Source organism: Streptomyces sp. NPDC004658, assembly GCF_040609555.1.
Classification (GTDB): domain Bacteria; phylum Actinomycetota; class Actinomycetes; order Streptomycetales; family Streptomycetaceae; genus Streptomyces.
Window position 1 is genome coordinate 1 of sequence record NZ_JBEXKG010000032.1, and the last position, 22,093, is coordinate 22,093.

Consider the following 22,093-nt stretch of genomic DNA (forward strand, 5'->3'; position numbering starts at 1 on the left):
CGACGAGGGGTGCGACCCCGTCTGCGCCGTCCGGGCGGCACCGCGCCAGGAGCCGCACCGCGAGCATCCCGCTCCGCGCTGCCACCTCGCGGGCTGCCCCCAGGGCACGACCGTCACCCCGCCCCACCCGGCACGGCTCGCGGAGCCGACCGGGCACATCCCCTCCTCGGACCCTCACGCACCCCGTGACCGCGGACGGGCACCGCCCGAGGCCTCCGGCGCCTGACACCACCCCCTTTACGCTCACCGCCCACCTCGCCCCGGCCGCGCCCCTCTCGGGCCGCCGCCGCGGCCGTGGTGTGCCTGCCGGAGGCCCCCCTTGACCCGTTCCCTGCGGGTGAGAGCGCTGCTCGCCCTCGCCGTGATCGCCGTATCCCTGTACATCGCCGTCACCGTGCCGGTCCGCCTCGGACTCGACCTGCGCGGCGGCACCCAGATCGTCCTTCAGACCCGGTCCACCGCCACCACCGACGCCGACCGCGCGGCCACCGACCGCACGCTGGAGGTGCTGCGTGGCCGCATCGACGCGCTCGGCGTCGCCGAACCCACCCTCGTCCGCTCCGGCGACGACCGGATCCTCGTCGAACTGCCCGGCGTCCAGGACCCGAAGAAGGCCGCCGACGTCCTGGGCCGGACCGCGCAGCTCACCTTCCACCCGGTGCTCGGCACCGCTGACAGCGCGGACGACGGCTCCCGGCCCCTGCCGAAACGGCCCCGGGAACGCGTCCTGCCCGATGAGTCCGGCACGCCGCTGCACCTCGGGGCCGCGGCCCTGACCGGCGCGCACGTCAAGGAAGCCGCCGCCCGCTTCGACCAGCAGGGCGGCGCCGGATGGCACGTCACCGTCGGCTTCGAGGGCGCCGGCCGCGACGGCTGGGCCCGGCTCACCGGCGAGGCCGCCTGCCGCCCGCCGGGCGACCCCGCGCGGCGGGTCGCCATCGTCCTCGACGGCAAGGTCATCTCCTCACCGCAGGTCGACCGGTCCGTCGCGTGCCGGACCGGCATCCGCGACGGCGCCACGCAGATCACGGGCTCCTTCGGCGCCGAGGAGGCCCGCGAGCTCTCCCTGCTCATCAACGGCGGGGCCCTGCCCGTGCCGGTCGAGACCGTCGAACAGCGCACCGTAGGCCCGACCCTGGGCGCGCAGGCCATCACGGCCAGCGCCTGGGCGGCGGCCATCGGCACGGTGCTGACCTCGCTCTTCATCATCGCCGTCTACCGGCTGATGGGGGTCCTGGCCGCCGTCGCCCTGGTCTGCTACGGCCTGGTCTCCTACGCCGCCCTGGCCGTGCTCGGCGCCACCCTGACCCTGCCGGGCCTGGCCGGGTTCGTCCTGGCGATCGGCATGGCCGTGGACGCCAACGTGCTGGTCTTCGAACGGGCCCGCGAGGAGTACGCCGCCCGCCGCCGCCCCAGTGCCCGCTCGGCGCTGGCGGCCGGGTTCCGCAACGCCCTGAGCGCGATCGCCGACTCCAACATCACCACGCTGATCGCCGCCGCTCTGCTGTTCTTCCTCGCGTCCGGTCCCGTGCGCGGCTTCGGCGTCACCCTCGGCATCGGCGTGCTCGCCTCCCTGTTCAGCGCCCTGGTGATCACCCGGGTGCTCGCCGAGTACGCCGCCGGCCGCCCCGCCCTGCGCCGCCGACCCCGCCTCACCGGCATCGCGACCACGGGCGCCGTCCGCGACCGGCTCGCCCGGCGCGACCCCCACCTCATGCGCCACCCGCGCCGCTGGCTGGCCGCGTCCGCCGCCGTGCTCGTGCTGGCCGCGTCCGGCATCGCGGTGCGGGGTCTCGACCTCGGTGTGGAGTTCACCGGTGGCCGCCTCATCGAGTACGCCACCGGCGCCCCCGTCGACGCCGACCGGGCCCGCACCGCGCTCGCGGAGGCCGGATTCCCCCGGGCCGTCGTGCAGTCGTCCGGCGACAGCGGCCTGACCGTGCGCACCGGGCAGCTGACCAACGCCGAGGAGACCGCGGTCACCGGCACCGTACGCGACCTCGCCGGCGGGGCCGACAAGGTCCGTGACGAACTGATCGGCCCCAGCCTCGGACAGGAGCTGCGCCGCGGCGCCCTGATCGCGCTCGCCGTGGCCCTCGGCGCGCAGCTCGTCTACCTGGCGGCGCGCTTCCGCCTGCTGTTCGGCACCGCCGCGGTCACGGCCCTCGCCCACGACGTGGTCGTACTCGTCGGCGTCTTCGCCTGGCTCGGCAAGCCTGTCGACGGAGTGTTCCTGGCGGCCCTGCTCACCGTCATCGGCTACTCGGTGAACGACTCCGTGGTCCTGTTCGACCGCGTCAGGGAACTGGCCCGCAAAGCCACCGGAGCACCGCTGCCCGGCATCGCGAACCAGGCGATCCTGCAGACCCTGCCCCGCACCGTGAACACCGGCATGGGCGCCGCCTTCATCCTCACCGCGCTCGCCGTGCTCGGCGGGTCCTCGCTCACCGACTTCGCCCTGGCCCTGCTCATCGGCCTCGCGGTCGGCACGTACTCCTCCGTCTTCACCGCCGCCCCAGTGGCCGTGGAACTCCACCGGCGCGTCGACCAGGCCCGGCCACCCCGTCGCCGGTGGGAGCGATGAGCGGCTTGAAGTGAATCGGCACCCAGTCGTAGCCGTCGCCGGCGCGGCGGAGGTGGCCGAGCCCGGGGAAGGGCAGATGGGCCGCCCCGACCCACCATCCGTGGGCGGCCACCCGGTCCAGTACCCCGACGCGCGCCTCGACAGCAGCGGACGCGTCACTGTCGATGGCGATCGACACGTGAGGACACGGCAGCTGGACGGTGTGGCTGTGGACGGTGTCACCCCAGAAGAGCACGGGCTGGTCGTCCTCGCCGAACAGATAGCCGCTGTGTCCTGCGGTGTGCCCGTGCTGATCGAGGGAGCGCACGCCCGGCAGCGCGTGGAGTTCGTCGAACGCGTCGAGCCGGCCGGCCCCGCGGTAGGGAGCGAGGGCGGCCATCGCCGACTCGTGGATCGTCCTCTGCACGCCCTCGGCCCGTGCGAGCTTCTCGTCGAGCCAGTAGTCGACCTCGGCGCGGGCGACGTGAACCGTGGCGTGCGGGAAGGCGGGTTCGCCGTCGTCGGTGACGAGACCGCCGCAGTGGTCGGGATGGAGATGGGTGAGGAGCACGTGCTCGATGTCATCGGCCGCCACTCCGGCGGCGGACAGTCCGTCCAGCAGGTGTCCGGTCGAGGGGCCGAGCGTGCCGCCGCTGCCGGCGTCGACGAGGACCCGCCCGCCCTCGTACTCGACGAGGAACCCGATGACGGCCGTATGGAGGTCGCCCTCCTCCGGCAGGTACGCCTCGGCCAGGCGTCGGCGTATCTCGTCCTGCGGCTCTGAGCGCAGGTCCTCGGCGAGGATGGGGACGTATCCGTCGTACAGCGCTGTGACCAGGAGGCTGCCGAGGTGGAACCTCTGGAAGCCGGGTGCCTGGCGTGGCGACGTGCTGGACATGGGTGTGCTTTCTCCAGGTGTGAGTGTGTCGGTCGGTGAGGGACGGGCCAGCCGCCTCCGAGTCGTCGAGCTGTCCCGTGTGTGTGCGGGGCGGGCGGTCAGGCGGTGGCGGTGGCGGTGGCGAGGAACTGTTCGAGAGTGGTGGCAGTGGTGATCGTGCGGCCCGTACCCAGCAGCCGGATGCGTCCCTCCGCCACATCGAGCGTCATGTCGACGACGCCTTCGGCCATGTGCGTGCTGAAGCCCGCCTCGATCAACGCGGCGCGCACGGCGCCGGGGGAGCGGGGAACGTACCGGGCGCCGTCGGCTCCCACGGCGGCCCCGATCAGACGGGTGGCCTCGGCCAGGGTCCGGTCGGCGGGGCCGGCCACCTCGACCGGGCCGGGGACGAAGGCGCGCTCACCCCGCAGGAACTCCGCGGCGACCCGCCCGACGTCCGCGGTGGTGATCATCGGGAGGGGGAGGTCCGGAGGAACGAGACCGCCCGTGGTACCGGTGGCCCGGATGGCGCTGATGTCGGCCCGCAGGTTCTCCATGAACGAACCCGCCCGCAGATGGACCGCCGGCACCCCGGTGGCGTCGATCGCCTCCTCCAGCCGCCTCAGCCCCCAGACCGGCCCGCGCGCATCCGGGTGGTTCGCGGCCCAGCCGCTCAACGTCACCACACGACGAAGGGAGCCGTGCCGGTAGGCCTCCTGCACGGCCTGCGCCTGCGCCGCGATCAGAGCCCGCTGATAGGCCTGGAAGTCCGTACTGGTCGGGAGGATGCCCGGTGCCAGCATGACGAACGCGCCAGTGGCGCCGCGCAGGGCCGCGGACAGCCGGTCCGCGTCGTCGAGGGGGCTGACGTGGGTCCGGGCGCCGCGCTCGGCGTAGGGCCGGAGCCGTTCGGGATCGCGGCCCACGGCCACGACCGCCGACCCGCTGTCCAGCAGGGCCCGGACGACGGCGGAGCCCGTGTCGCTGGTGGCAGCCGTGACGACGGTCAGACCCTCTTCGGCCCTCGGGTGCGGTGCGGAGGCGCTCGCGGCGGTGCTCGTGGAGGAAGGTGTGTCGTTCATGACCCCACCGTCCGACAGGGCCGGGCGGCCAACCAGACCATGCCATGGACAGGCACGGCGCTGGGCTTGTTTGCGACACTCGACGCATGAGCAGCACCTGGTCGTCGTCCATGGAACTCGGGGCGTTCCTGCGCAGCCGGCGGGCGGCGCTCACCCCCGAGGAGACGGGTGTGCCGTCCTGCGGACAGCGCCGCGTGCCCGGCCTGCGGCGCGAGGAACTGGCCCATCTCGCGGGCATCAGCGTGACCTACTACACCCGCCTGGAGCGGGGCGAGAGCCATCAGGTCTCCGACTCGGTCCTGGACTCCCTGGCCGACGTCCTCCGACTGACCCCCGACGAGCGCGCCTACCTCGTCAGGCTGGCCCGGCCCGGCAGGGCCGGCAGCCGGCTGGGCGAGCCGGAACGGGTGCGCCCCGCGGTCCAGGCCCTCGTCGAGGCCGCGGGCAGCCAGGCGGCGATCATCGTGGGCCGGCGCGCCGACCTCCTGGGTGGCAACCGGCTCGGGTACGCCCTGTGGAACCTGCCCGCACCCCAGGACGCCGCCTCCGGTGCGCCCCGCCCGAACATCGCCCGGATCACCTTCCTCGACCCATCGGCCCGCGATCTCTTCCCGGACTGGGAAGCGCAGGCCAAAGACCTCACCGCCTACCTGCGTCACGCCGCGGCCCATCACCCGGACGATCAGCGACTGCACGCGCTGATCGGCGAGTTGAGCGTTCACAGCCCGGACTTCGTGCGGATCTGGTCCGAGCACCCGGTCAGCGACTGCCTGCCCTCGCGGCGCGAGTACCGCCACCCGCAGGTCGGCAGCATGACGCTCGACGAGGAAGTGGTCCGGCTGACCGATGATCCCGGGGTGCGCATCATCTTCAGCGGCGCACCGGAGGGCACCCCGTCCGCGGAGCGGTTGCGCCTGCTGGCCACCCTGAGCTGACGTCGTCACGGCGCCCGTGAGGAGGAGCCCGGGGGAGGACGAGGCCGGCCGGTGCCCGGCCACGCCCCGGCGACCGTGGGGCACTCGCCCGCACGGCTCGCCGGTCAGAGCCGGGCGACGATCAGCGCGATGTCGTCCCGGCCGCCACTCGCGACGCCGAGGCGTGCCAGGACCGTGTCGGCGAGTTGCTCGGTGCCGAGGCGACCGCACTCGCCGAGGACGTCGGTCAGGCGCCCCAGGCCGGCGTCGATGTCCTCGTCGCGGCGCTCGATCAGCCCGTCGGTGTACAGCACGAGGGTGTCGCCGGGCTTGTAGGACAGGCTGGCCTGCGGGCGGGGGACGTGCTGGGGGCGGGCGCCGAGCGGCGGGTCGGTGGCCTGGTCGAGCAGTTCGTTGGTGCCGTCGGGATGGAGGAGCACCGGCGGCGGGTGGCCGGCGTTGCTGTAGGTGATCAGACGGCTGCGGGTGTCGGTGAGCACCTGGACGGCGGTGGTGCCCAGAGCGTCCTCGATGGACCGGGCGTACAGGCCGAGGACTTCCAGTGCCTGGGCGGGGCGTTCCAGGGCGCGGGTGGCCGCGGACAGGGCACTGCGGAGCATGCCCATGACGGCGGCGGCCTGGAGGCCGTGGCCGATGACATCGCCGACAGCGAGCGCGAGCCGGTCGGCTGCGATGTCGACGACGTCGTACCAGTCGCCGCACACGTTGAGCGAGCCCGTCGCGGGCAGGTAGCGCACCGTCACGTCGTGCGGGTGCTGGGCCAGGTCGGGCGCGTGGAGCATGGCTTCCTGGAGGGTCAGGGCGACCTCGCGTTCGCGCGTGTGGGCCTGGCGCAGCTCCTCGTTCAGCCGCTGCAGCTCCCGCGCCCGCGCGTACAGTTCGGCCTCCAGCGCCTGGGTCTCCTCCAGGGACTGGCCCACCCGGACGCCGACGGGCTGCGTGGCCTTGTGGGCCTTGACGAAGGCGGTGACGTCCTCGACCCGGTGGATGATGTAGGCCACCTGCCCGTCCCGACCCAGGACGGGGGTGTTCACCGGGGACCACCACCGCTCCTCGAAGACGCCCGGCCGGTCCACGAGGGGGATGTCGTACCTCTGCAGGCCCATCGTGTCGGGCCGCCTGGTGGCCAGGACCCGGTGCAGGGAGGCGTCGACGTTGCGGACCCCGTCGGCGTGCGGATCGGCGGGGTTGTCGGGGAACGCGCTGAAGATGTGCCGACCGAGCAGGTCCTTACGGGTGCGTTCGGTGGCCGCCAGATAGGCCTGGTTCACATCGACGATGATCAGGTCCGGGCCGAGTACCAGGTACGGGCTCGGTGTGGCGGCGAACAGCGCCGCGTGGTCAACCCGCGATGCCATCGGTGGCACCCCCTTCCGCCCCCAACAGCCCTCACCCTCAACTTACGGCTCGCCCCCCGTCCGCGCCCGCCATCTGCGCGGCCGGGCAGCGCCGGCGGCTCGGCGGAGGAGGGCCGAGGCCCGGCCACTCCCGCCACCGCCCCCACCTCGGGCTCCGGACCGGGAGCACCCCGGCCGGGCACCCGGGCACGGTCCCGAGCCACCGGCGTCGGCCGACCCGCCGATGACCGGGGGACCAGGCGGTGCGCCGTCCGGTGCCGGGTTCTAAGCTGCGGTCATGACCGAGATCAAGACCCCGACGCCCCGCGAGGCCTTCGAGCTGCTGCTGAACGGTAACCAGCGCTTCGTCGCAGGGACACCGGAACACCCGAACCAGGACGCCACCCGCCGCGCCGAGATCGCCCCGTCCCAGCAGCCCTTCGCCGTGCTGTTCGGGTGCTCCGACTCCCGGCTGGCCGCCGAGATCATCTTCGACCGCGGCCTGGGGGACCTGTTCGTCGTGCGCACCGCCGGCCACGTGGTGGGTGCGGAAGTGCTGGGCAGCATCGAGTACGGCGTGGACGTGCTGGGCTGCCCGTTGGTCGTGGTGCTCGGTCACGACTCGTGCGGTGCCGTCGGCGCGGCCTGCGCCGCCCTGGAGGACGGCATGACACCGGCCGGGTACGTCCGGGACGTCGTCGAACGGGTGACCCCGAGCGTGCTGGCGGCGCGGGCCGCCGGACGGGTCGAGCCGGGCGAGATCCTCGCCGAGCACATAAGGCACACCGTCGACCTGCTGCTTGACCGCTCCCGGGTGCTCGCCGAGAAGGTCGCCGCCGGCGAGGTCGCCGTGGTGGGCCTGTGCTACCGCCTGGCCGACGGCAGTGCGCAGCTCGTCGCCTCGCGCGGCCTCGACGTGGCGGTCCCCGCCGCGTCCTGACTGCATCGCCCGTGTCCCGCCCGCCCCGGCCGCGGCCTGACCGCCCTCGCCGCGGCCGGAGCCGATCGCGCGCCCAGCCGTGGTCGGGCCGCTGGTGGGAGCCGCCCCGGTGCCCGGGGCGGCCGGCTGCGAGGGATCCCGAGTACTCGATCCAGCCTTGCCGGACCCGGACCCGGACCCGGAGACTGCCCCGCGGAGCCGGCGAGAGCCGTTCGTGGGGCGGCCCGCTCGTTGGACCGGCGGTGCCGTCCGGCGGCGGTGGCAAGGCGGAGGAGTGATCACGTGGCCGGTCCGCGGGGCCGCCGCAGCGAGCGCGTATCACTCGATCAGCCGGTGACGAGCGTCCGGGAAGGGCACAGTCGACTGCTCGTCCTGCGCGGCGAGGCCGGGATCGGCAGGACCGCGTTGTCGGAGTACCTGGCGAGCCGGGCACCGGGGTGCCGCACCGTGCGCGCCGCGGCGTTCGCCGGGCTGCACCAGCTGTGCGCACCGTTGGCCGAGGCCGCCCGCACCCTGCCCAGCGGTCAGCGGCCTCCGCGCCTCGCATGCGCTGGCTCTGGCTGACCTGGACGCCACCGTCCGCGACCGCCGTACGCGTCCCGCACCCGGCCCCCCGCGGTCGGGCGGTGTGATGCCGGAGCCCGGCGGGCGCGGGCACCGGACGGGACGACCGGCGCTCCTGGCGCCGGACAACGCACGGGCGCCGTCCCCGTGTGCGCGATGCGACGCCGACTACGGAACACACGCGCGTTTCGTGCAGCGCGGCGCGCGCATCGTGCAGGACGACGCACCGCCCTCCTCCGCACACTCGGTGTCCAACCGATCGGCACACATGGTGTCCAACCGATCGGCGCCCACCGGATGACAGGCGGAGGCAGAAGTCAATGCGGACGTTCGTCTACACATCCCGTCCCTCACGGGTCGTCTTCGGACCCGGCACGGTCGGCCGGCTCCGTGAGGAGGTCGAGCGGCTCGGCGGCTCCCGTGTCCTGCTGCTGTCCGGCCAGCACCTGGCCCGGACCGCCACGCGGGTCCGCGAGGCCCTCGCCGGCCTCGTCGTGGCGGAGTTCGACGGTGCCGCCATGCACACCCCGGTCGAGGTGACCGAGCAGGCGCTCGACGTGCTCACGCGGGTCTCGGCCGACGTGATCGTGGCCGTCGGCGGCGGCTCCACGACCGGCCTGTCCAAGGCGCTCGCCCTGCGTACGGACCTCCCGCAGGTGATCCTGCCGACCACCTACGCCGGTTCCGAGGTGACCCCGGTGCTCGGCGAGACCCGGGACGGGCGCAAGGTCACCCGGTCGTCCCCGGCGATCCTGCCCGAGACGGTCGTCTACGACGTCGACTTCACCCGCACGCTGCCCCTGCCCATGACGGTGACCAGCGGCGTCAACGCCCTCGCGCACGCCGTCGAGGCCCTCTACTCGGCCGACGCCAACCCGGTGACGGACCGGCACGCCCTCGACGCGATCTCGGGCATCGCCCGGGCACTGCCCCGGCTGGCCGCCGACCCGGCCGACCCGGAGGCCCGGGCCGGCCTGCTGCACGCCGCCTGGCTCGCCGGGACCTGCCTCGCCACGGTCGGCATGGGCCTGCATCACAAGCTGTGCCACACCCTCGGCGGCAGCTTCGGCCTGCCGCACGCCGAGACCCACACCGTCGTGCTGCCGCACGCCATGGCCTACAACGCACCCGCCGTCCCCGAGGTCATGCGCCGCATCGCCGACGCCCTGGGCGTGCCCGACGCCCCGAGCGGCGTGTACGACCTGATCGCCTCCCTGGGCGGCCCCACCTCGCTGCGCGATCTCGGCATGGCGGAGTCCGACCTCGCAGGCGCGGCCGAACTGGCCGTCTCGACGCCGTACCCCAACCCGCGCGAGCTGACCGGCGAGGGCATCGGCGAACTGCTGGCCGGCGCCTGGCACGGGCGCCGCCCCCAGGGGCCGCCCTCGACGCAGGCCAAACTGGCCCGGCTCACCGAGGAGGTGGTGGCCAGCTTCGCGCGGACCCCCGACCCCCGGGTCCGTACGCTGATGACCGACCTGGTCAGGCACCTGCACACCTTCGTCGCGGACAACGACGTCACCGACGCCGAGTGGCAGTACGCCATCGACTTCCTCACCCGTACCGGACAGATCTGCGGCCCCACCCGCCAGGAGTTCGTGCTGCTGTCCGACACGCTCGGCGTCTCCAGCGCCGTGGACCTGCTCACCAACTCCCGCACGCCCGACACCACTCCGTCCGCGGTGCTCGGCCCCTTCTACGTGGAGGGCCCGCCCGAGACCCCGCTCGGCAGCGACATCTCCGGCGGCCTGCACGGCACTCCGCTGTGGGTGGACGTACGGGTCACGGACACCGACGGCGAGCCGGTCAAGGACGCGGTGGTGGACGTGTGGCAGTCCAACGAGGACGGCTTCTACGACGTCCAGCTCCCCGACCTGGAGGGACCGGTGCTGCGGGCCCGCCTGCGCAGCGACACCCGGGGGCGGGTCACGTTCTGGTCCATCCTGCCCGCGCACTACCCGATTCCGGCCGACGGGCCGGTCGGCCAGATGCTCGACGCGGTCGGACGCCACCCCTACCGCGCACCCCACCTCCACTTCATGTTCGACGCGCCCGGCCACCGCCGGCTCGTCACGCAGCTGTTCGTGGCCGGCGGAGCGTACCTGGACGGCGACACCGTCTTCGGCGTCAAGGACGAACTCGTCGTCGACTTCGCACCGCGATCCGGTCCCACCCCCGACGGCCGCCCGGTCGACGGCGAGTGGTGCCGGCTCGACTACACCTTCCGACTCGCCCCGCTGGCCGGATGACCGAGGAGCTCCCACCCATGACGACCACCGACCCGCTCGACGCGTACGACACCGACGTCCTCGTCGTCGGCAGCGGCCCCGCAGGCGGCTCGGCCGCCCTGCTGCTGGCCACCTACGGCATCCGCACCCTGCTCGTGACGAAGTACGGGTGGCTCGCCAACACGCCGCGGGCCCACATCACCAACCAGCGCACCATGGAGGTCCTGCGCGACCTCGGCGTCGAGTCGGAGGCGCTGGCCCTCGGCAGCCCCTCCCACCTCATGGGGGACACCGTGCTGTGCACCGCGCTCACGGGGGACGAGATCGGCCGCATCCGCAGCTGGGGCACCGGCCCGGCGACGGCCACCGAGTACTCCGCCGCGAGCCCCTGCCAGATGATCGACCTGCCGCAGACCTACCTGGAGCCGATCCTGGTCGACAACGCGGCGGCCCGCGGCGCCAAGGTCCGCTTCGACACCGAGTTCGTCGGCTTCGACCAGGACGAGGACGGGGTGACCGTCCTGCTGCGCGACCGGGTCCGGGGTGACGAGTTCACCGTGCGGGCCCGCTACCTGATCGGCGCCGACGGAGGGCGCAGCGCGGTCGCCGAGCAGCTCGGCCTTCCCTTCGCCGGCCGCATGGCCAAGGCCGGCAGCATGAACATCGTCTTCAAGGCCGACCTCAGCCGGTACTGCGCCCACCGCCCGAGCGTCCTGTACTGGGTGCTGCAACCCGGCGCGGACACCGGCGGCATCGGCATGGGCCTGGTCCGCATGGTCCGCCCGTGGAACGAGTGGCTGCTGGTGTGGGGCTACGACATAGAGCAGCCCCCGCCACGGGTCGACGAGGAAGCCGCGCGCACGATCGTGCGCGACCTCGTCGGCGACCCCGACCTGCCGGTGGAGATCACGTCGACCTCGCTGTGGACCGTCAACCACGCCTACGCCGAGGCGTATTCGTCCGGCAGGGTCTTCTGCGCCGGAGACGCCGTCCACCGCCATCCGCCGTCCAACGGGCTCGGCTCCAACACCTCCGTCCAGGACGCGTACAACCTCGCCTGGAAGCTCGCGATGGTCGTCCGCGGCGAGGCGGGGCCCGCGCTGCTCGACAGCTACACGGCCGAACGCGCCCCCGTGGGGCGCCAGATCGTCGAACGCGCCAACCTCAGCCGCGACCAGTTCGGGCCGATCTTCGACGTGCTGGGCGTCGGCGGCGGCAGCGACGCGCAGGCCATCGCCGAGGGGATCACGGCGATACGGGCGCGGACACCCGAGGGCGCCAAGAAGAGGCGGCGGCTCGAAGAGGCGATCCAGCTGAAGAACTACGAGTTCAACGCGCACGGCGTCGAGATGAACCAGCGGTACGTCTCCACCGCGGTGCTCCCCGACGACGGCCCGGCCGAAGTGTGGGCGTCCGACCGCGAGTTGGTGCACCAGCCGACGACCCGTCCGGGAGCCAAGCTGCCGCACGCCTGGCTGGTCGACGCACAGGGCGAGCGCGTCTCCACGCTGGACGTCGTCGGCCACGGTGTCTTCACCGTGCTGACCGGCCTGTCCGGCGGTGTCTGGGAGACCGCCGCGCGCGCCTGCGGCGACACCCTCGGAGTACCGCTGCGCGTGGTACGCGTCGGTGACGACGACTGCCGTGACGCCTACGGCGAATGGAGCCGCGTCAGCGAGATCGCCGAGGACGGCGTGCTGCTGGTGCGCCCGGACGGCCACGTCGCCTGGCGCCGGGCCACCGCCGCCGGCACCGGTGAGGCGGCGCGGGAGGAACTCCTCGGCGCGCTCCGGCACGTCCTGGCGCGTTAGGGGGAGGACGCGATGGACAAGGTGGTGGCCACGGCCGGTGAGGCCCTGGCGGACGTGACGGACGGACAGTCGTTCGCCGTCGGAGGCTTCGGACTGAGCGGTGTCCCGGAGGTCCTCATCGACGCCCTGTACGCGACCGGGGCGACCGGCCTCGCGGTCGTGTCGAACAACTGCGGGGTCGACGGGCGGGGCCTCGGCGTCCTGCTGGCGGCGGGCCGCATCGGCCGGGTCACGGGTTCGTACATCGGTGACAACAAGGAGTTCGCCCGTCAGTACCTCGCCGGGGAACTGGAGGTCGAACTCACCCCGCAGGGCACCCTCGCCGAGCGGCTGCGGGCGGGCGGCAGCGGAATCCCCGCCTTCTACACGACGGCCGGCGTCGGCACACAGGTGGCGGAGGGCGGGCTGCCCTGGCGGTACGCCCCGGACGGCACGGTCGCCGTGGCCTCGCCGCCCAAGGAGGTGCGCGCCTTCGACGGCGTCGACCACGTCCTGGAGCACGCCATCACCACCGACTACGCGCTGGTCCGGGCCGCCCGCGGGGACCGGCACGGCAACCTCGTGTTCCACCGCGCGGCACGCAACTTCAACCCGCTGGCGGCGATGGCCGGCCGCATCACGGTGGCCGAGGTGGAGGAACTGGTCGAGCCGGGGCGGCTCGACCCCGACGAGGTGCACCTGCCGGGGGTCTTCGTGCAGCGCGTCGTGGCACTGACGCCGCGTCAGGCGGCCGACAAGGGAATCGAGAAGAGAACGGTGCGGGAACGATGAGCTGGACCAGGGACGAGATGGCGGCCCGCGCCGCCCGCGAACTGCGGGACGGCGACTACGTCAACCTCGGCATCGGACTGCCCACCCGCGTCGCCGACTTCCTGCCTCCGGACGTCGACGTCGTCCTGCACTCGGAGAACGGCCTGCTCGGCGTCGGCCCCTATCCCTCGCCCGACGAGGTCGACGCCGATCTCATCAACGCGGGCAAGGAGACCGTCACCGTGCTCCCGGGTGCGTCGTTCTTCGACTCCTCGCTCTCCTTCGGCATGATCCGCGGCGGCCACATCGACACCGCCGTCCTCGGCGCCCTCCAGGTCTCCGTCCGCGGCGACCTCGCCAACTGGGCGGTGCCGGGAAAGATGATCAAGGGGATGGGCGGTGCGATGGACCTCGTCCACGGGGTCCGCCGGATCGTCGTACTGATGGAGCACACAGCGAAGGACGGCGCCTCCAAGATCGTCGAGGAGTGCACCCTGCCGCTCACGGGCCGCGGCTGTGTGGACCGGATCATCACGAACCTGTGCGTGCTCGACGTCACCCCGCACGGACTGGTCCTCGTGGAAACCGCACCGGGCGTGACGGCCGACGAGGTCGCCGCCCTGACACCCCTGACCCCGGCCCCGCCCGAGGCGCCCTGACACGCCCGACCGCCCCCACGACATCCGCCCCCACCCAGGAGCCCTCCATGATCGAGCGACCGCGTGACGTGTACGTCGTCGACGCCGTCCGGACCCCCTTCGGACGCTACGGCGGTGCGCTGTCGGGCGTACGCCCCGACGACCTGGCCGCCGGTGTGCTGCGCGCCCTCCTCGACCGCAGCCCCGCCCTCGACCCGGCGCGCGTCGACGACGTGCTGCTCGGCAACGCCAACGGCGCGGGGGAGGAGAACCGCGACGTCGCCCGCATGGCCGTGCTGCTCGCCGGCCTCCCCGTCAGCGTGCCCGGCGCCACCGTCAACCGGCTGTGCGGATCCGGCATGGAAGCCGTCATCCAGGCGGCCCGCGCCGTCGCACTCGGCGACGCCTCCGTCGTGATCGCGGGCGGCGTCGAGTCCATGAGCCGCGCACCCTGGGTGCTGCCCAAGCCGGACCGGGCCTTCCCCGCGAAGGACCAGCAGCTGTACTCGACGACGCTCGGCTGGCGGATGGTCAACCCGCGGATGCCGCGGGAGTGGACCATCCCGCTGGGCGAGAGCGCCGAGCTGGTCGGCGCCAAGTACGCCGTCACCCGCGAGGCGCAGGACGCGTTCGCGCTCGCCAGCCACCGCAACGCCGCGCGCGCCTGGCGCGAGGGCCGCTACGACGGGGAGGTCGTCCCGGTCGAGAAGGTCAGCCTGCCGCGCGACGAGAACATCCGCGACGACACCTCCCTGGACGCCCTCGCCAGGCTGAAACCGGCGTTCCGTACGGACGGCACCATCACCGCCGGCAACGCCTCGCCGCTCAACGACGGGGCCTCCGCACTGCTGCTCGCCGACGAGGCGGGCCTCGCGGCGATCGGACGCGAGCCGCTGGCGCGGGTGCGGGCGGCGGCGGTCACGGGCATCGAGCCGCAGTACTTCGGGCTCGGGCCGGTCGACGCGATCCGCAAGGTGCTCGCCAAGGCGGCTCTCGCGCCCGCCGATCTGCACACCGTGGAGCTCAACGAGGCGTACGCGGCCCAGGCGCTGGCCTGCCTCGCCGCCCTGCCCGAGCTGGACCCGGCCGTCGTCAACCCGCGCGGCGGCGCCATCGCCATCGGTCATCCGCTGGGCGCGTCGGGAGCGCGCATCACGGGAGCGGTGGCGCACCAGCTGGCCGCGGCGGGCACGGGCACGGGGCTGGCGGCGCTGTGCATCGGGGTGGGCCAGGCACTGGCGCTGGTGCTGGAACGCTGAGGGCCGCGGCCCCCCCGGTCAGCCCGAGCGGCGCAGCGCGGCGGGGGTGGTGCCGAGCCGGGCCCGCATCACCCGGGTGAGGTGCTCCTGGTGGGAGAACCCGCAGGCGACGGCCACCTCGGCGATCGGGTCGGTACCGGTGCGCAGCAGCCGGCACGCCCGCTCCAGACGCAGCGCGAGCAGGAACTGGTGCGGCGACTGTCCGGTGCTCACCCGGAACTGCCGGGTGAACTGGCTGGGGCTCAGTGAGGCCGCGTCGGCGAGGTCCGCGATCGGCAGCGGTTCGGCCAGCCGCTCCTCCATCAGCTCGCGGACGGCGGCGAGCCGGCGTGCGGACAGTCCGGACCGGCCGTCCGCCGGTGCCGTGTCGCGGGCGCCGTGCCGGCGGGCGAGCTGTGCGGCGAGCATCCCCGTCAGGTGGTCGGTGTAGGTGCGGGCCGACGGCTCCCAGGAGCGCACCGCCCCGGCCAGCGCGAGCAGCAGCTGCTCGGCCAGGGGATCATTCGCGCCGAGTTCCTCGGACAGTTCCACGGGCCGTCCGTCGTTCGCCTCGCACAGCGCGTCGTCGGTGAGGTAGGCGTGGACCGTGTCCAGCATGCCGCCGAGTTCGACGGCGAGGGTACGGCCGGCCGGCTGGAGGAAGAGCCCACCGGCCGGGATCGTCCGCGACCGGGTGCCCGCCCCCCGTCCCCGCCGCACGGTGACCGGGCCGTTCAGGTGCAGGATCACCAGATGCGTGGGCGCCGGATCGAAGGAGGCGCGATAGGGCTGCTCCACCTGGGTGGAGAGGTACAGCCGCTCCCACCCGAGTCCGGCGCTGCTGTGCCGCGTCCGTACGCCGGGTTGCCGCAGGATGCCGACCGTGTCGGCCAGACCCAGCTCCGCCATGGTGCGACCTCCTCGTGGCACCGGATGTAGTTGAATGGTAAACCGTGGCGCTGGGAACGGAAGGCGGAGCGCGCTGATTTTCCGGCTGTCCGCCGACACGGGGGCGGCGTGAGCCGGCGGCCACCCTCGGCAGCGGTCGGCACGGGGGGCGGTGATCTTCACTGGGCGGACTCCGCCGGAGTGCTCTCCTCCTCCACGGCCGCGTGACGCTGGAGCGCGCACCGGGTGCTCTGGTCGGCCCGATCGGCCCACGAGAGCACCCGGCACAGCTGGAAGAGGGGCGCCGGCCGGCGCGGTCAGCGGGTGGCGAGGAGCTCCAGCGTGTCGATCACGCGGTGGGAGAAGCCCCACTCGTTGTCGTACCACGCGACCACCTTGATGTGGCGGCCGTCGACCCGGGTGAGGGCCGAGTCGAAGATCGACGAGGCGGGGTTGCCCGTGATGTCGGACGACACGAGCGGGTCGTCCGAGTACTCGAGGATGCCTGCCAGCGGGCCCTCCGCCGCGGCGCGGTACGCCGCCAGCACCTCGTCGCGCGTCACGTCGCGGGCGACGGTCGTGTTGAGTTCGACGATCGAGCCCACCGGTACCGGTACGCGGATCGAGTCGCCCGACAGTTTGCCGTCGAGGTTCGGCAGCACCAGGCCGATCGCCTTGGCGGCGCCGGTCGTGGTCGGCACGATGTTGATCCCGGCGGCCCGGGCGCGGCGGGCGTCGCGGTGCGGGCCGTCCTGGAGGTTCTGCTCCTGCGTGTAGGCGTGCACCGTCGTCATGAACCCGTGCTCGATGCCGCGAGTTCGTCGAGGACCGCGGCCAGCGGCGCGAGCGCGTTGGTCGTGCAGGAGGCGTTCGAGACGATCGTGTGCACGGCCGGGTCGTAGGCGTCCGTGTTGACCCCGTACGCGAGCGTGACGTCGGCACCGTCCGACGGCGCGCTGACGAGCACCTTCTTCGCGCCGGCGTCGAGGTGCGCGCGGGCGGCCTTCGCCGCGGTGAAGCGGCCGGTGGCCTCCAGGACGATGTCGACACCGAGTTCGGCCCAGGGCAGCCGCGCCGGTTCCCGTTCGGCCAGCACCGCGATCCGGCGGCCGTCGACGACGAGGGTGTTCCCGTCGACGGTCACCGGGCGCCCGAGCCGGCCGGCCGTGCTGTCGAAGGCGAGCAGCCGGGCGAGAGCGGCGGGCTCGGTCAGATCGTTGACGGCGACGATCTCCAGAGCACTGTCGCGCTCCAGCAGTGCGCGCAGCACATTGCGTCCGATACGGCCGAATCCGTTGATGGCGATGCGAGTCATGAATGATGTCCCTTCCTTCGCGACCAGGCTCGCCCACGGCCGGCGCCGTCGACAGTGGCGGGATCGCCATGGTCCGCAAGGATCCCGCCAGCCGCTGGTGCCGGACGGGCTACTCGCCCCGGGTGAAGGTGCTCCGGTACTCGCTCGGAGTGGTGCCGAGGATGCGCTGGAAGTGCAGACGCAGGTTCGCGCCGGTGCCGAGCCCGACGTCGGCGGCGATCTGTTCCACGCTGCGCTGCGAGCGCTCCAGCAGTTCACGGGCCAGGTCGATGCGGGCCCTCATCACCCACTGCATCGGCGTGTAGCCGGTCTCCTCGACGAAGCGCCGGGAGAACGTGCGGGGCGAGACCCCCGCCTGCCGCGCCAGGATGTCCAGGGTGAGGGGCTCACCGAGCCGGTGCAGCGCCCACTCGCGGGTCGCGGCGAACCGCTCGCCGAGCGGCTCCGGGACGCTGCGCGGCACGTACTGGGCCTGGCCGCCGCTGCGGTAGGGGGCCGCGACCAGACGCCGGGCCGCGTGGTTGGACGCGGCCACTCCGAGGTCGCCGCGCAGGATGTGCAGGCACAGGTCGATGCCGGAGGCGGCGCCGGCCGAGGTGAGCACGCTGCCCTCGTCGACGAAGAGCACGTTCTCGTCGACCCGGACGAGCGGATGCCTGGCCACCAGCGCCCGCGTGTAGTGCCAGTGCGTCGTGGCGCGTCTGCCGTCGAGCAGGCCCGTGGCGGCGAGCGCGAAGGCGCCCGTCGAGATGGCGGCGAGCCGCGCGCCCCGGTCGTGGGCGGCGACCAGCGCGTCGATGACGGCCCGCGGAGGGTCGTCGCGGTCCGGGAACCGGTAGCCGGGGATGAAGACGATGTCGGCCCACGCGAGCGCCTCCAGGCCATGGGCGACGGAGTACGCGAGGCCATCGCCACCGGTCACGAGACCGGGTGTCGCCCCGCACACCCGCACCTCGTACGGCATGCTCGCGCGGGTCGTGAACACCTGCGCGGGAATTCCGACATCGAGCGGCTTCGCACCCTCCAGCACGAGGACGGCGACGCGACGAAGGCGGGAGTCCGGCACAGGAAGAGGTTACGCGGGGCGCGACGCCCTCGGGGGTGCCATCATCACCGGGATCCCGGGTACAGCCGTCCCCATGCCTCTGCGTTCCGATGCGTCGTCGTCCAGGAAAGGACCGTGGCCCCCGGGGAGGTCCCGTGGGTGAGACCCTGGCGCTGGCCTCCGCGCTCTGCTTCGGCGTGACCCACTTCGCGAACGGGCTCGTCTCCCGCAGAGCCGACGGCATCACCGTAGCCCTGTACGCACAGCTCGCCGGGACCGCCGTCGTGGTGCTGCCGGCGCTGTCGTCCTCCGGGGGCGTCGGTACGGCCGGCGATTACTGGTTCGGTGCGCTCTCGGGCGTCGGCACGGGCGTGGGGGTCGCCTTTCTGTACCGGGCCATGTCACAGGGACAGATGAGCGTCGTCGTACCGGTGAGCGACGTGGGGGCCGTCGCTGTCCCCGTCCTGGTGGGAGTGGCCTTCTTGGGTGAACGCCCGGCCGCTGTCGCCTGGGTCGGCATCGTGGCCGCCGTCCCCGCGCTGTGGCTCGTCGCACAGGCGTCCGGACCGGCCCGGCCCCGGGAGATCAGCCCGCCGGTGACCGTCGGCGTACCCGCGGCGCTGGTCGCGAGCGCCGGCTTCGGGGTGCAGTTCCTGGCGATGGCGCAGGTGGGCGCGGACGGCGGCCTGTGGCCCGTGGTCGTCAGCCGGATCGCCTCCGTGGCGGTGATCGCCGCGGTGCTGGTCCTGTACGGGGCGCCGGTCAGGATGTCCGGCCGGCTGACGGCGGTGGCCGCCGCGGCCGGTGCGGTCGGGACGGTCGCCATCCTGCTGTACCTCGCCGCGACCCGGCACCAGTTGATGGCCGTGGCCACCGTGCTGTCCGCGCTCTACCCGGCCATCCCCGTGCTGCTGGCACTGGCCTTCCTGCACGAGCGGATCACCCGCCGCCAGACCGCCGGACTGGTCTGCGCGGCCGCCGCCATCGCGCTCATCGCCCTGCGCTGAACAGGGGGTGCGGCCGCAAGCTCGACGTAGCGGTCGGCAACATCCTGGGCGGCATCGCCATCCAGACCATCGTCCTGGCCGTCCTGGACGCCGCGGGGGTCCGCCCGCGCGCCCCGCTGACCCGCCTCGCGGCCAGTCCGCAGCTGGTGCTGGAGGGGCCATGGTGGTGGTCGTCCTGGCCGTGGTCGTCATGGGCACCCAGCTCTCCCCGAACCTCCACGCCGTGCGCCTGGCCCCTGCCTCGGTGGCGATCGCCGTCCTCTGGGTGATCGGAGCTCGGCGACTACCAGCCGGCCATCAGCGACATCTTCGGTGGCAACGCCTTTCTGCCCGTGCTGTTCCTCCTCGCCACCGTCATCTCCGGCAAGCCGGTACTGCCGGCCGCACACGGCACCGGCATCTACCTCACCGCGCTCGGGATCATCCTGACCGTGGTCTACGCGGGTGCCGCGACCGGACTCGGGGACCGGCCGCGGCACACTCACCCCGGAGGGAGTGACCCACGCACACGGCGGGTGCCCCTCACCGGCGCACGCACACGGAGCCGAACGGGTTGTCCGACCGTCCGGCACCGGGGCGCGGCCGGCCGACCGTGTGCCCAGGCCAGATCCCGATGCGTACTCCGCGCCAGCCGGGAGGGGTGGTGCGGACATGTGCGGGTTGCGGGTGACGTCCCTAGGCTGGAGGTGCTCGGGGCGAGTGGAAGGTGTGCCATGCCCCGAGCGATCTGGTCCGGCGCGATCTCGTTCGGCCTGGTCACGGTACCGATCCAGGTCGTCAGCGCCACCGAGGACCACTCCATCCGGTTCCACCAGTACCACCTGACCGACCAGGGGCGGGTCCGCTACCGCAAGGTGTGCGAGCTGGAGGACCGCGAGGTGTCGCAAGAGGAGATCGGCAAGGGCTACGAGCTGACCAAGACGCAGGTCATCCCGATCACCGACGAGGATCTCAGCAACCTGCCCCTGCCGACGGCCAAGGCGATCGAGATCGACGCGTTCGTCCCGCTGGGGTCGGTCGACCCGATCCGGATCGCCGAGGGCTACTACCTCCAGCCCGCCGGCCAGGTCGCGGCCAAGCCCTACAAGCTGCTCGTGCAGGCCCTGTCACGGTCGTCGAAGGTGGCCGTCGCCAAGTACGCCTGGTCCGGCCGCGAGAGGCTCGGACTGCTGCGCGTCCGCGACGACGTGCTGGTCCTGCACGCCATGCGGTGGCCCGACGAGATCCGCGACCCCGCCGAACTGCTCCCGCCGCCGGCCGAGGTGTCGGAGGCGGAGATCGAGGGCGCGCTCGCCCTCATGGACACCATGACCGTGGAGGAGCTGGAAGGCCCCGAGTTCCAGGACCGCTACACCGAGGCCATCGCGCAGATCATCGAGGCGAAGCGGGGGGACAGGCCGCTGCCGCAGGCACCGGAGCCGGAGGAGCCGGCCGCGGTGCTGGATCTGATGGCCGCGTTGCAGGAATCGGTGTCGAAGGCGAAGGCCTCCCGGGGAGAGCCCGCCGGCCCGGCCGAGGTGCACGAGCTGCCGCAGCCGAAGAAGGCCGCCGCGAAGAAGCCGCAGGCCAAGAAGGCCGCGACGAAGAAGTCGGCCACGAAGAGGACAGCAGGCCGCCGGCCCCGCAGCGCCTGAGCCCGAACCGCCGCGCGCACCGGTGACGAACTCGGACTGCCTGGGTTCCAGGGCTCGGAGCCACCGGGGAATGCGCACCGGCTCAATGTGGTTGAGAGGGACGTGGTGGTGAAGGGGACTGTGTCCCCGGGCCTCACCTATTGCCTGCGGGGACGATCGTTCGGCTGAAGCCCCGCAGAGCCTTTCGCCGCGTAGGCGACCGCCCTTCACCACCACACGTTCCATGGGGTCAGCCCCGGCCGGTGGCCACGCCGGCCGGTGCTTTCTCCGCTTTCCTCACTTTCCCCACTTTCTCCAGGTTCCCGGCCGAGTCCCGACACAGGTGTGATCCGGGCCCGGCGCGCTGCTCGGTTCCGGCCCCGAAGTCAGGCGGTGGCCTCGACCAGCCGCTTCATGCCGGGCTGATCCGTCACGCAGCCCACCAGGCCGAGCGCCCGGGCCAGCGCCAGGTCACGTTCGTCGTTGACGGTCCAGGCCATCACATCGATGCCGGCGGCGCCGCACTTCTCCACGATGGCTTGGTTCAGCTGCCGCAACTCCACGCTGACCAGGGTGGCCCCGACCTTCTGAGCGCGGCCGACGAAGGTGTCGCGGTGCGCGCTGGCCCCTGCCACCAGCACGGTGCGGGCCTGCGGCAGCAGGTCGTGGATCTCGGACAGCGCCTCGTCGTGGAACGACAGCACCGAGACCCGGTCCAGCAGGTCGCGGTCGGCGAGCACCTTGGCCAGCGACCGGGCAGCGGCCACGTTCTTGATCTCCGCCTGGATCGGCAGGGTCGGTCCGACGGCGTCCAGCACCTCCCCGAACGTGGGGATGCGCTCACCGAGGCCGGCGTCGAGCTCCTTGAGCTTCCGCAACTCCAGGTCGGCGATCGGACCCGAGCCGTCCGTCGTACGGTCCAGCGTCTCGTCGTGCATGACGACCAGCTCGCCGTCCTTGCTCAGGTGCAAGTCCAGCTCGATGCCGTCCAGCCCCTCGCGTTCGGCCCGCAGGAAAGAGCGCAAGGTGTTCTCCGGCTCGGCGGCCATGACACCGCGGTGGCCGATGGTGAAGAAAGACACTCGGTTGCCGTCCTTTGGTGTGGTGGTCCGGTCAGCCGTACGAGCACCGCACCCGCCGGGCGGCGGGCGACCGCCCGTCGGCGCGCCCCAGCCTAATGGGCCGTCCGACCGCGCGCTCGGCCCACCCGGACAGCGCCGGAGCGTGTCAAAGGGGGGGGCGACGGGTGCGTGGGGTCTCGA

The 22,093-nt window shown here is 73.1% G+C and carries 16 protein-coding genes and 2 pseudogenes; 11 read left to right on the forward strand and 7 right to left on the reverse strand.

All coding sequences use genetic code 11. The annotated features are described in order from the left end of the window. Positions 1-226: pseudogene (locus ABZV94_RS14200) on the forward strand (hypothetical protein); the annotation flags it as partial. A 93-nt stretch (positions 227-319) separates the two neighbouring features. Continuing rightward, positions 320-2,584, forward strand: coding sequence for a protein translocase subunit SecD (gene secD, locus ABZV94_RS14205; RefSeq protein ID WP_356340537.1), 2,265 nt, complete (start codon positions 320-322; stop codon positions 2,582-2,584). Here the strand turns inward: secD and ABZV94_RS14210 are convergent. Continuing rightward, positions 2,505-3,461, reverse strand: coding sequence for an MBL fold metallo-hydrolase (locus ABZV94_RS14210; RefSeq protein WP_356340538.1), 957 nt, complete (start codon positions 3,459-3,461; stop codon positions 2,505-2,507). The two genes, secD and ABZV94_RS14210, sit on opposite strands and share 80 nt — an antisense overlap. Positions 3,462-3,559: 98 nt before the next feature. Then, the gene (locus ABZV94_RS14215; protein WP_356340540.1) at positions 3,560-4,522 is read right to left on the reverse strand and encodes an NAD(P)H-binding protein; all 963 of its coding nucleotides are present in this window, start codon (positions 4,520-4,522) and stop codon (positions 3,560-3,562) included. An 86-nt stretch (positions 4,523-4,608) separates the two neighbouring features. On the opposite strand from ABZV94_RS14215, the gene ABZV94_RS14220 reads away from it, so the two are divergent. Then, the gene (locus ABZV94_RS14220) at positions 4,609-5,457 is read left to right on the forward strand and encodes a helix-turn-helix transcriptional regulator (protein WP_356340541.1); all 849 of its coding nucleotides are present in this window, start codon (positions 4,609-4,611) and stop codon (positions 5,455-5,457) included. 104 nt (positions 5,458-5,561) lie between these two features. Here the strand turns inward: ABZV94_RS14220 and ABZV94_RS14225 are convergent, their stop codons facing one another. Next, on the reverse strand, positions 5,562-6,815 hold the full coding sequence (locus tag ABZV94_RS14225) for a SpoIIE family protein phosphatase (protein ID WP_356340542.1): 1,254 nt from the start codon (positions 6,813-6,815) through the stop codon (positions 5,562-5,564). A gap of 277 nt (positions 6,816-7,092) precedes the next feature. On the opposite strand from ABZV94_RS14225, the gene ABZV94_RS14230 reads away from it, so the two are divergent. From ABZV94_RS14230 to ABZV94_RS14255, 6 genes are all read left to right on the forward strand, one after another. Further along, positions 7,093-7,734 carry a carbonic anhydrase gene (locus tag ABZV94_RS14230; protein ID WP_356340543.1) on the forward strand — a complete coding sequence of 214 codons (642 nt, stop codon included), beginning with the start codon at positions 7,093-7,095 and terminating at the stop codon, positions 7,732-7,734. Between the two features lie 884 nt (positions 7,735-8,618). Then, positions 8,619-10,547 carry a maleylacetate reductase and hydroxyquinol 1,2-dioxygenase domain-containing protein gene (locus ABZV94_RS14235; RefSeq protein ID WP_356340545.1) on the forward strand — a complete coding sequence of 643 codons (1,929 nt, stop codon included), beginning with the start codon at positions 8,619-8,621 and terminating at the stop codon, positions 10,545-10,547. A 17-nt stretch (positions 10,548-10,564) separates the two neighbouring features. After that, the gene (locus tag ABZV94_RS14240) at positions 10,565-12,337 is read left to right on the forward strand and encodes an FAD-dependent monooxygenase (protein ID WP_356340546.1); all 1,773 of its coding nucleotides are present in this window, start codon (positions 10,565-10,567) and stop codon (positions 12,335-12,337) included. Between the two features lie 12 nt (positions 12,338-12,349). After that, on the forward strand, positions 12,350-13,108 hold the full coding sequence (locus tag ABZV94_RS14245; RefSeq protein ID WP_356340548.1) for a CoA transferase subunit A: 759 nt from the start codon (positions 12,350-12,352) through the stop codon (positions 13,106-13,108). Further along, positions 13,105-13,746 carry a CoA transferase subunit B gene (locus ABZV94_RS14250; RefSeq protein WP_356340549.1) on the forward strand — a complete coding sequence of 214 codons (642 nt, stop codon included), beginning with the start codon at positions 13,105-13,107 and terminating at the stop codon, positions 13,744-13,746. The genes ABZV94_RS14245 and ABZV94_RS14250 overlap by 4 nt, the downstream gene beginning before the upstream one ends. A 47-nt stretch (positions 13,747-13,793) precedes the next feature. Continuing rightward, on the forward strand, positions 13,794-14,984 hold the full coding sequence (locus ABZV94_RS14255; protein ID WP_356340551.1) for an acetyl-CoA C-acyltransferase: 1,191 nt from the start codon (positions 13,794-13,796) through the stop codon (positions 14,982-14,984). Positions 14,985-15,002: 18 nt separating this feature from the next. Here ABZV94_RS14255 and ABZV94_RS14260 read toward each other — a convergent pair whose 3' ends face one another. From ABZV94_RS14260 to ABZV94_RS14270, 3 genes and pseudogenes are all read right to left on the reverse strand, one after another. Further along, positions 15,003-15,872 (reverse strand): helix-turn-helix domain-containing protein, encoded by an 870-nt coding sequence (locus ABZV94_RS14260; RefSeq protein WP_356340552.1) that lies wholly within the window; start codon positions 15,870-15,872, stop codon positions 15,003-15,005. A gap of 296 nt (positions 15,873-16,168) precedes the next feature. After that, positions 16,169-17,166 (reverse strand): annotated as a pseudogene (gene gap, locus ABZV94_RS14265) (type I glyceraldehyde-3-phosphate dehydrogenase). Between the two features lie 109 nt (positions 17,167-17,275). Then, on the reverse strand, positions 17,276-18,232 hold the full coding sequence (locus ABZV94_RS14270) for a helix-turn-helix domain-containing protein (protein WP_356340553.1): 957 nt from the start codon (positions 18,230-18,232) through the stop codon (positions 17,276-17,278). A 134-nt stretch (positions 18,233-18,366) separates the two neighbouring features. On the opposite strand from ABZV94_RS14270, the gene ABZV94_RS14275 reads away from it, so the two are divergent. Further along, the gene (locus ABZV94_RS14275) at positions 18,367-19,218 is read left to right on the forward strand and encodes an EamA family transporter (protein ID WP_356340554.1); all 852 of its coding nucleotides are present in this window, start codon (positions 18,367-18,369) and stop codon (positions 19,216-19,218) included. Between the two features lie 713 nt (positions 19,219-19,931). Next, entirely contained in the window at positions 19,932-20,852 is a 921-nt protein-coding gene (locus tag ABZV94_RS14280; protein WP_356340555.1) for a Ku protein, read from the forward strand. Positions 20,853-21,217: 365 nt separating this feature from the next. On the opposite strand, the gene ABZV94_RS14285 is transcribed toward ABZV94_RS14280, so the two are convergent. After that, positions 21,218-21,913, reverse strand: coding sequence for a glycerophosphodiester phosphodiesterase family protein (locus ABZV94_RS14285; RefSeq protein WP_356340556.1), 696 nt, complete (start codon positions 21,911-21,913; stop codon positions 21,218-21,220). Positions 21,914-22,093 lie beyond the last annotated feature (180 nt).

What these genes read in the sequence shown, in the direction of transcription:
- ABZV94_RS14230 (WP_356340543.1), top strand. Translation starts at nt 7,093, where the DNA reads ATGACCGAGATCAAGACCCCGACGCCCCGCGAGGCCTTCGAGCTGCTG.
- ABZV94_RS14255 (WP_356340551.1), top strand. Translation starts at nt 13,794, where the DNA reads ATGATCGAGCGACCGCGTGACGTGTACGTCGTCGACGCCGTCCGGACC.
- ABZV94_RS14250 (WP_356340549.1), top strand. Translation starts at nt 13,105, where the DNA reads ATGAGCTGGACCAGGGACGAGATGGCGGCCCGCGCCGCCCGCGAACTG.
- ABZV94_RS14210 (WP_356340538.1), bottom strand. Translation starts at nt 3,461, where the DNA reads ATGTCCAGCACGTCGCCACGCCAGGCACCCGGCTTCCAGAGGTTCCAC.
- ABZV94_RS14280 (WP_356340555.1), top strand. Translation starts at nt 19,932, where the DNA reads ATGCCCCGAGCGATCTGGTCCGGCGCGATCTCGTTCGGCCTGGTCACG.
- ABZV94_RS14220 (WP_356340541.1), top strand. Translation starts at nt 4,609, where the DNA reads ATGAGCAGCACCTGGTCGTCGTCCATGGAACTCGGGGCGTTCCTGCGC.
- ABZV94_RS14215 (WP_356340540.1), bottom strand. Translation starts at nt 4,522, where the DNA reads ATGAACGACACACCTTCCTCCACGAGCACCGCCGCGAGCGCCTCCGCA.
- ABZV94_RS14235 (WP_356340545.1), top strand. Translation starts at nt 8,619, where the DNA reads ATGCGGACGTTCGTCTACACATCCCGTCCCTCACGGGTCGTCTTCGGA.
- ABZV94_RS14260 (WP_356340552.1), bottom strand. Translation starts at nt 15,872, where the DNA reads ATGGCGGAGCTGGGTCTGGCCGACACGGTCGGCATCCTGCGGCAACCC.
- ABZV94_RS14245 (WP_356340548.1), top strand. Translation starts at nt 12,350, where the DNA reads ATGGACAAGGTGGTGGCCACGGCCGGTGAGGCCCTGGCGGACGTGACG.
- ABZV94_RS14225 (WP_356340542.1), bottom strand. Translation starts at nt 6,815, where the DNA reads ATGGCATCGCGGGTTGACCACGCGGCGCTGTTCGCCGCCACACCGAGC.
- ABZV94_RS14240 (WP_356340546.1), top strand. Translation starts at nt 10,565, where the DNA reads ATGACGACCACCGACCCGCTCGACGCGTACGACACCGACGTCCTCGTC.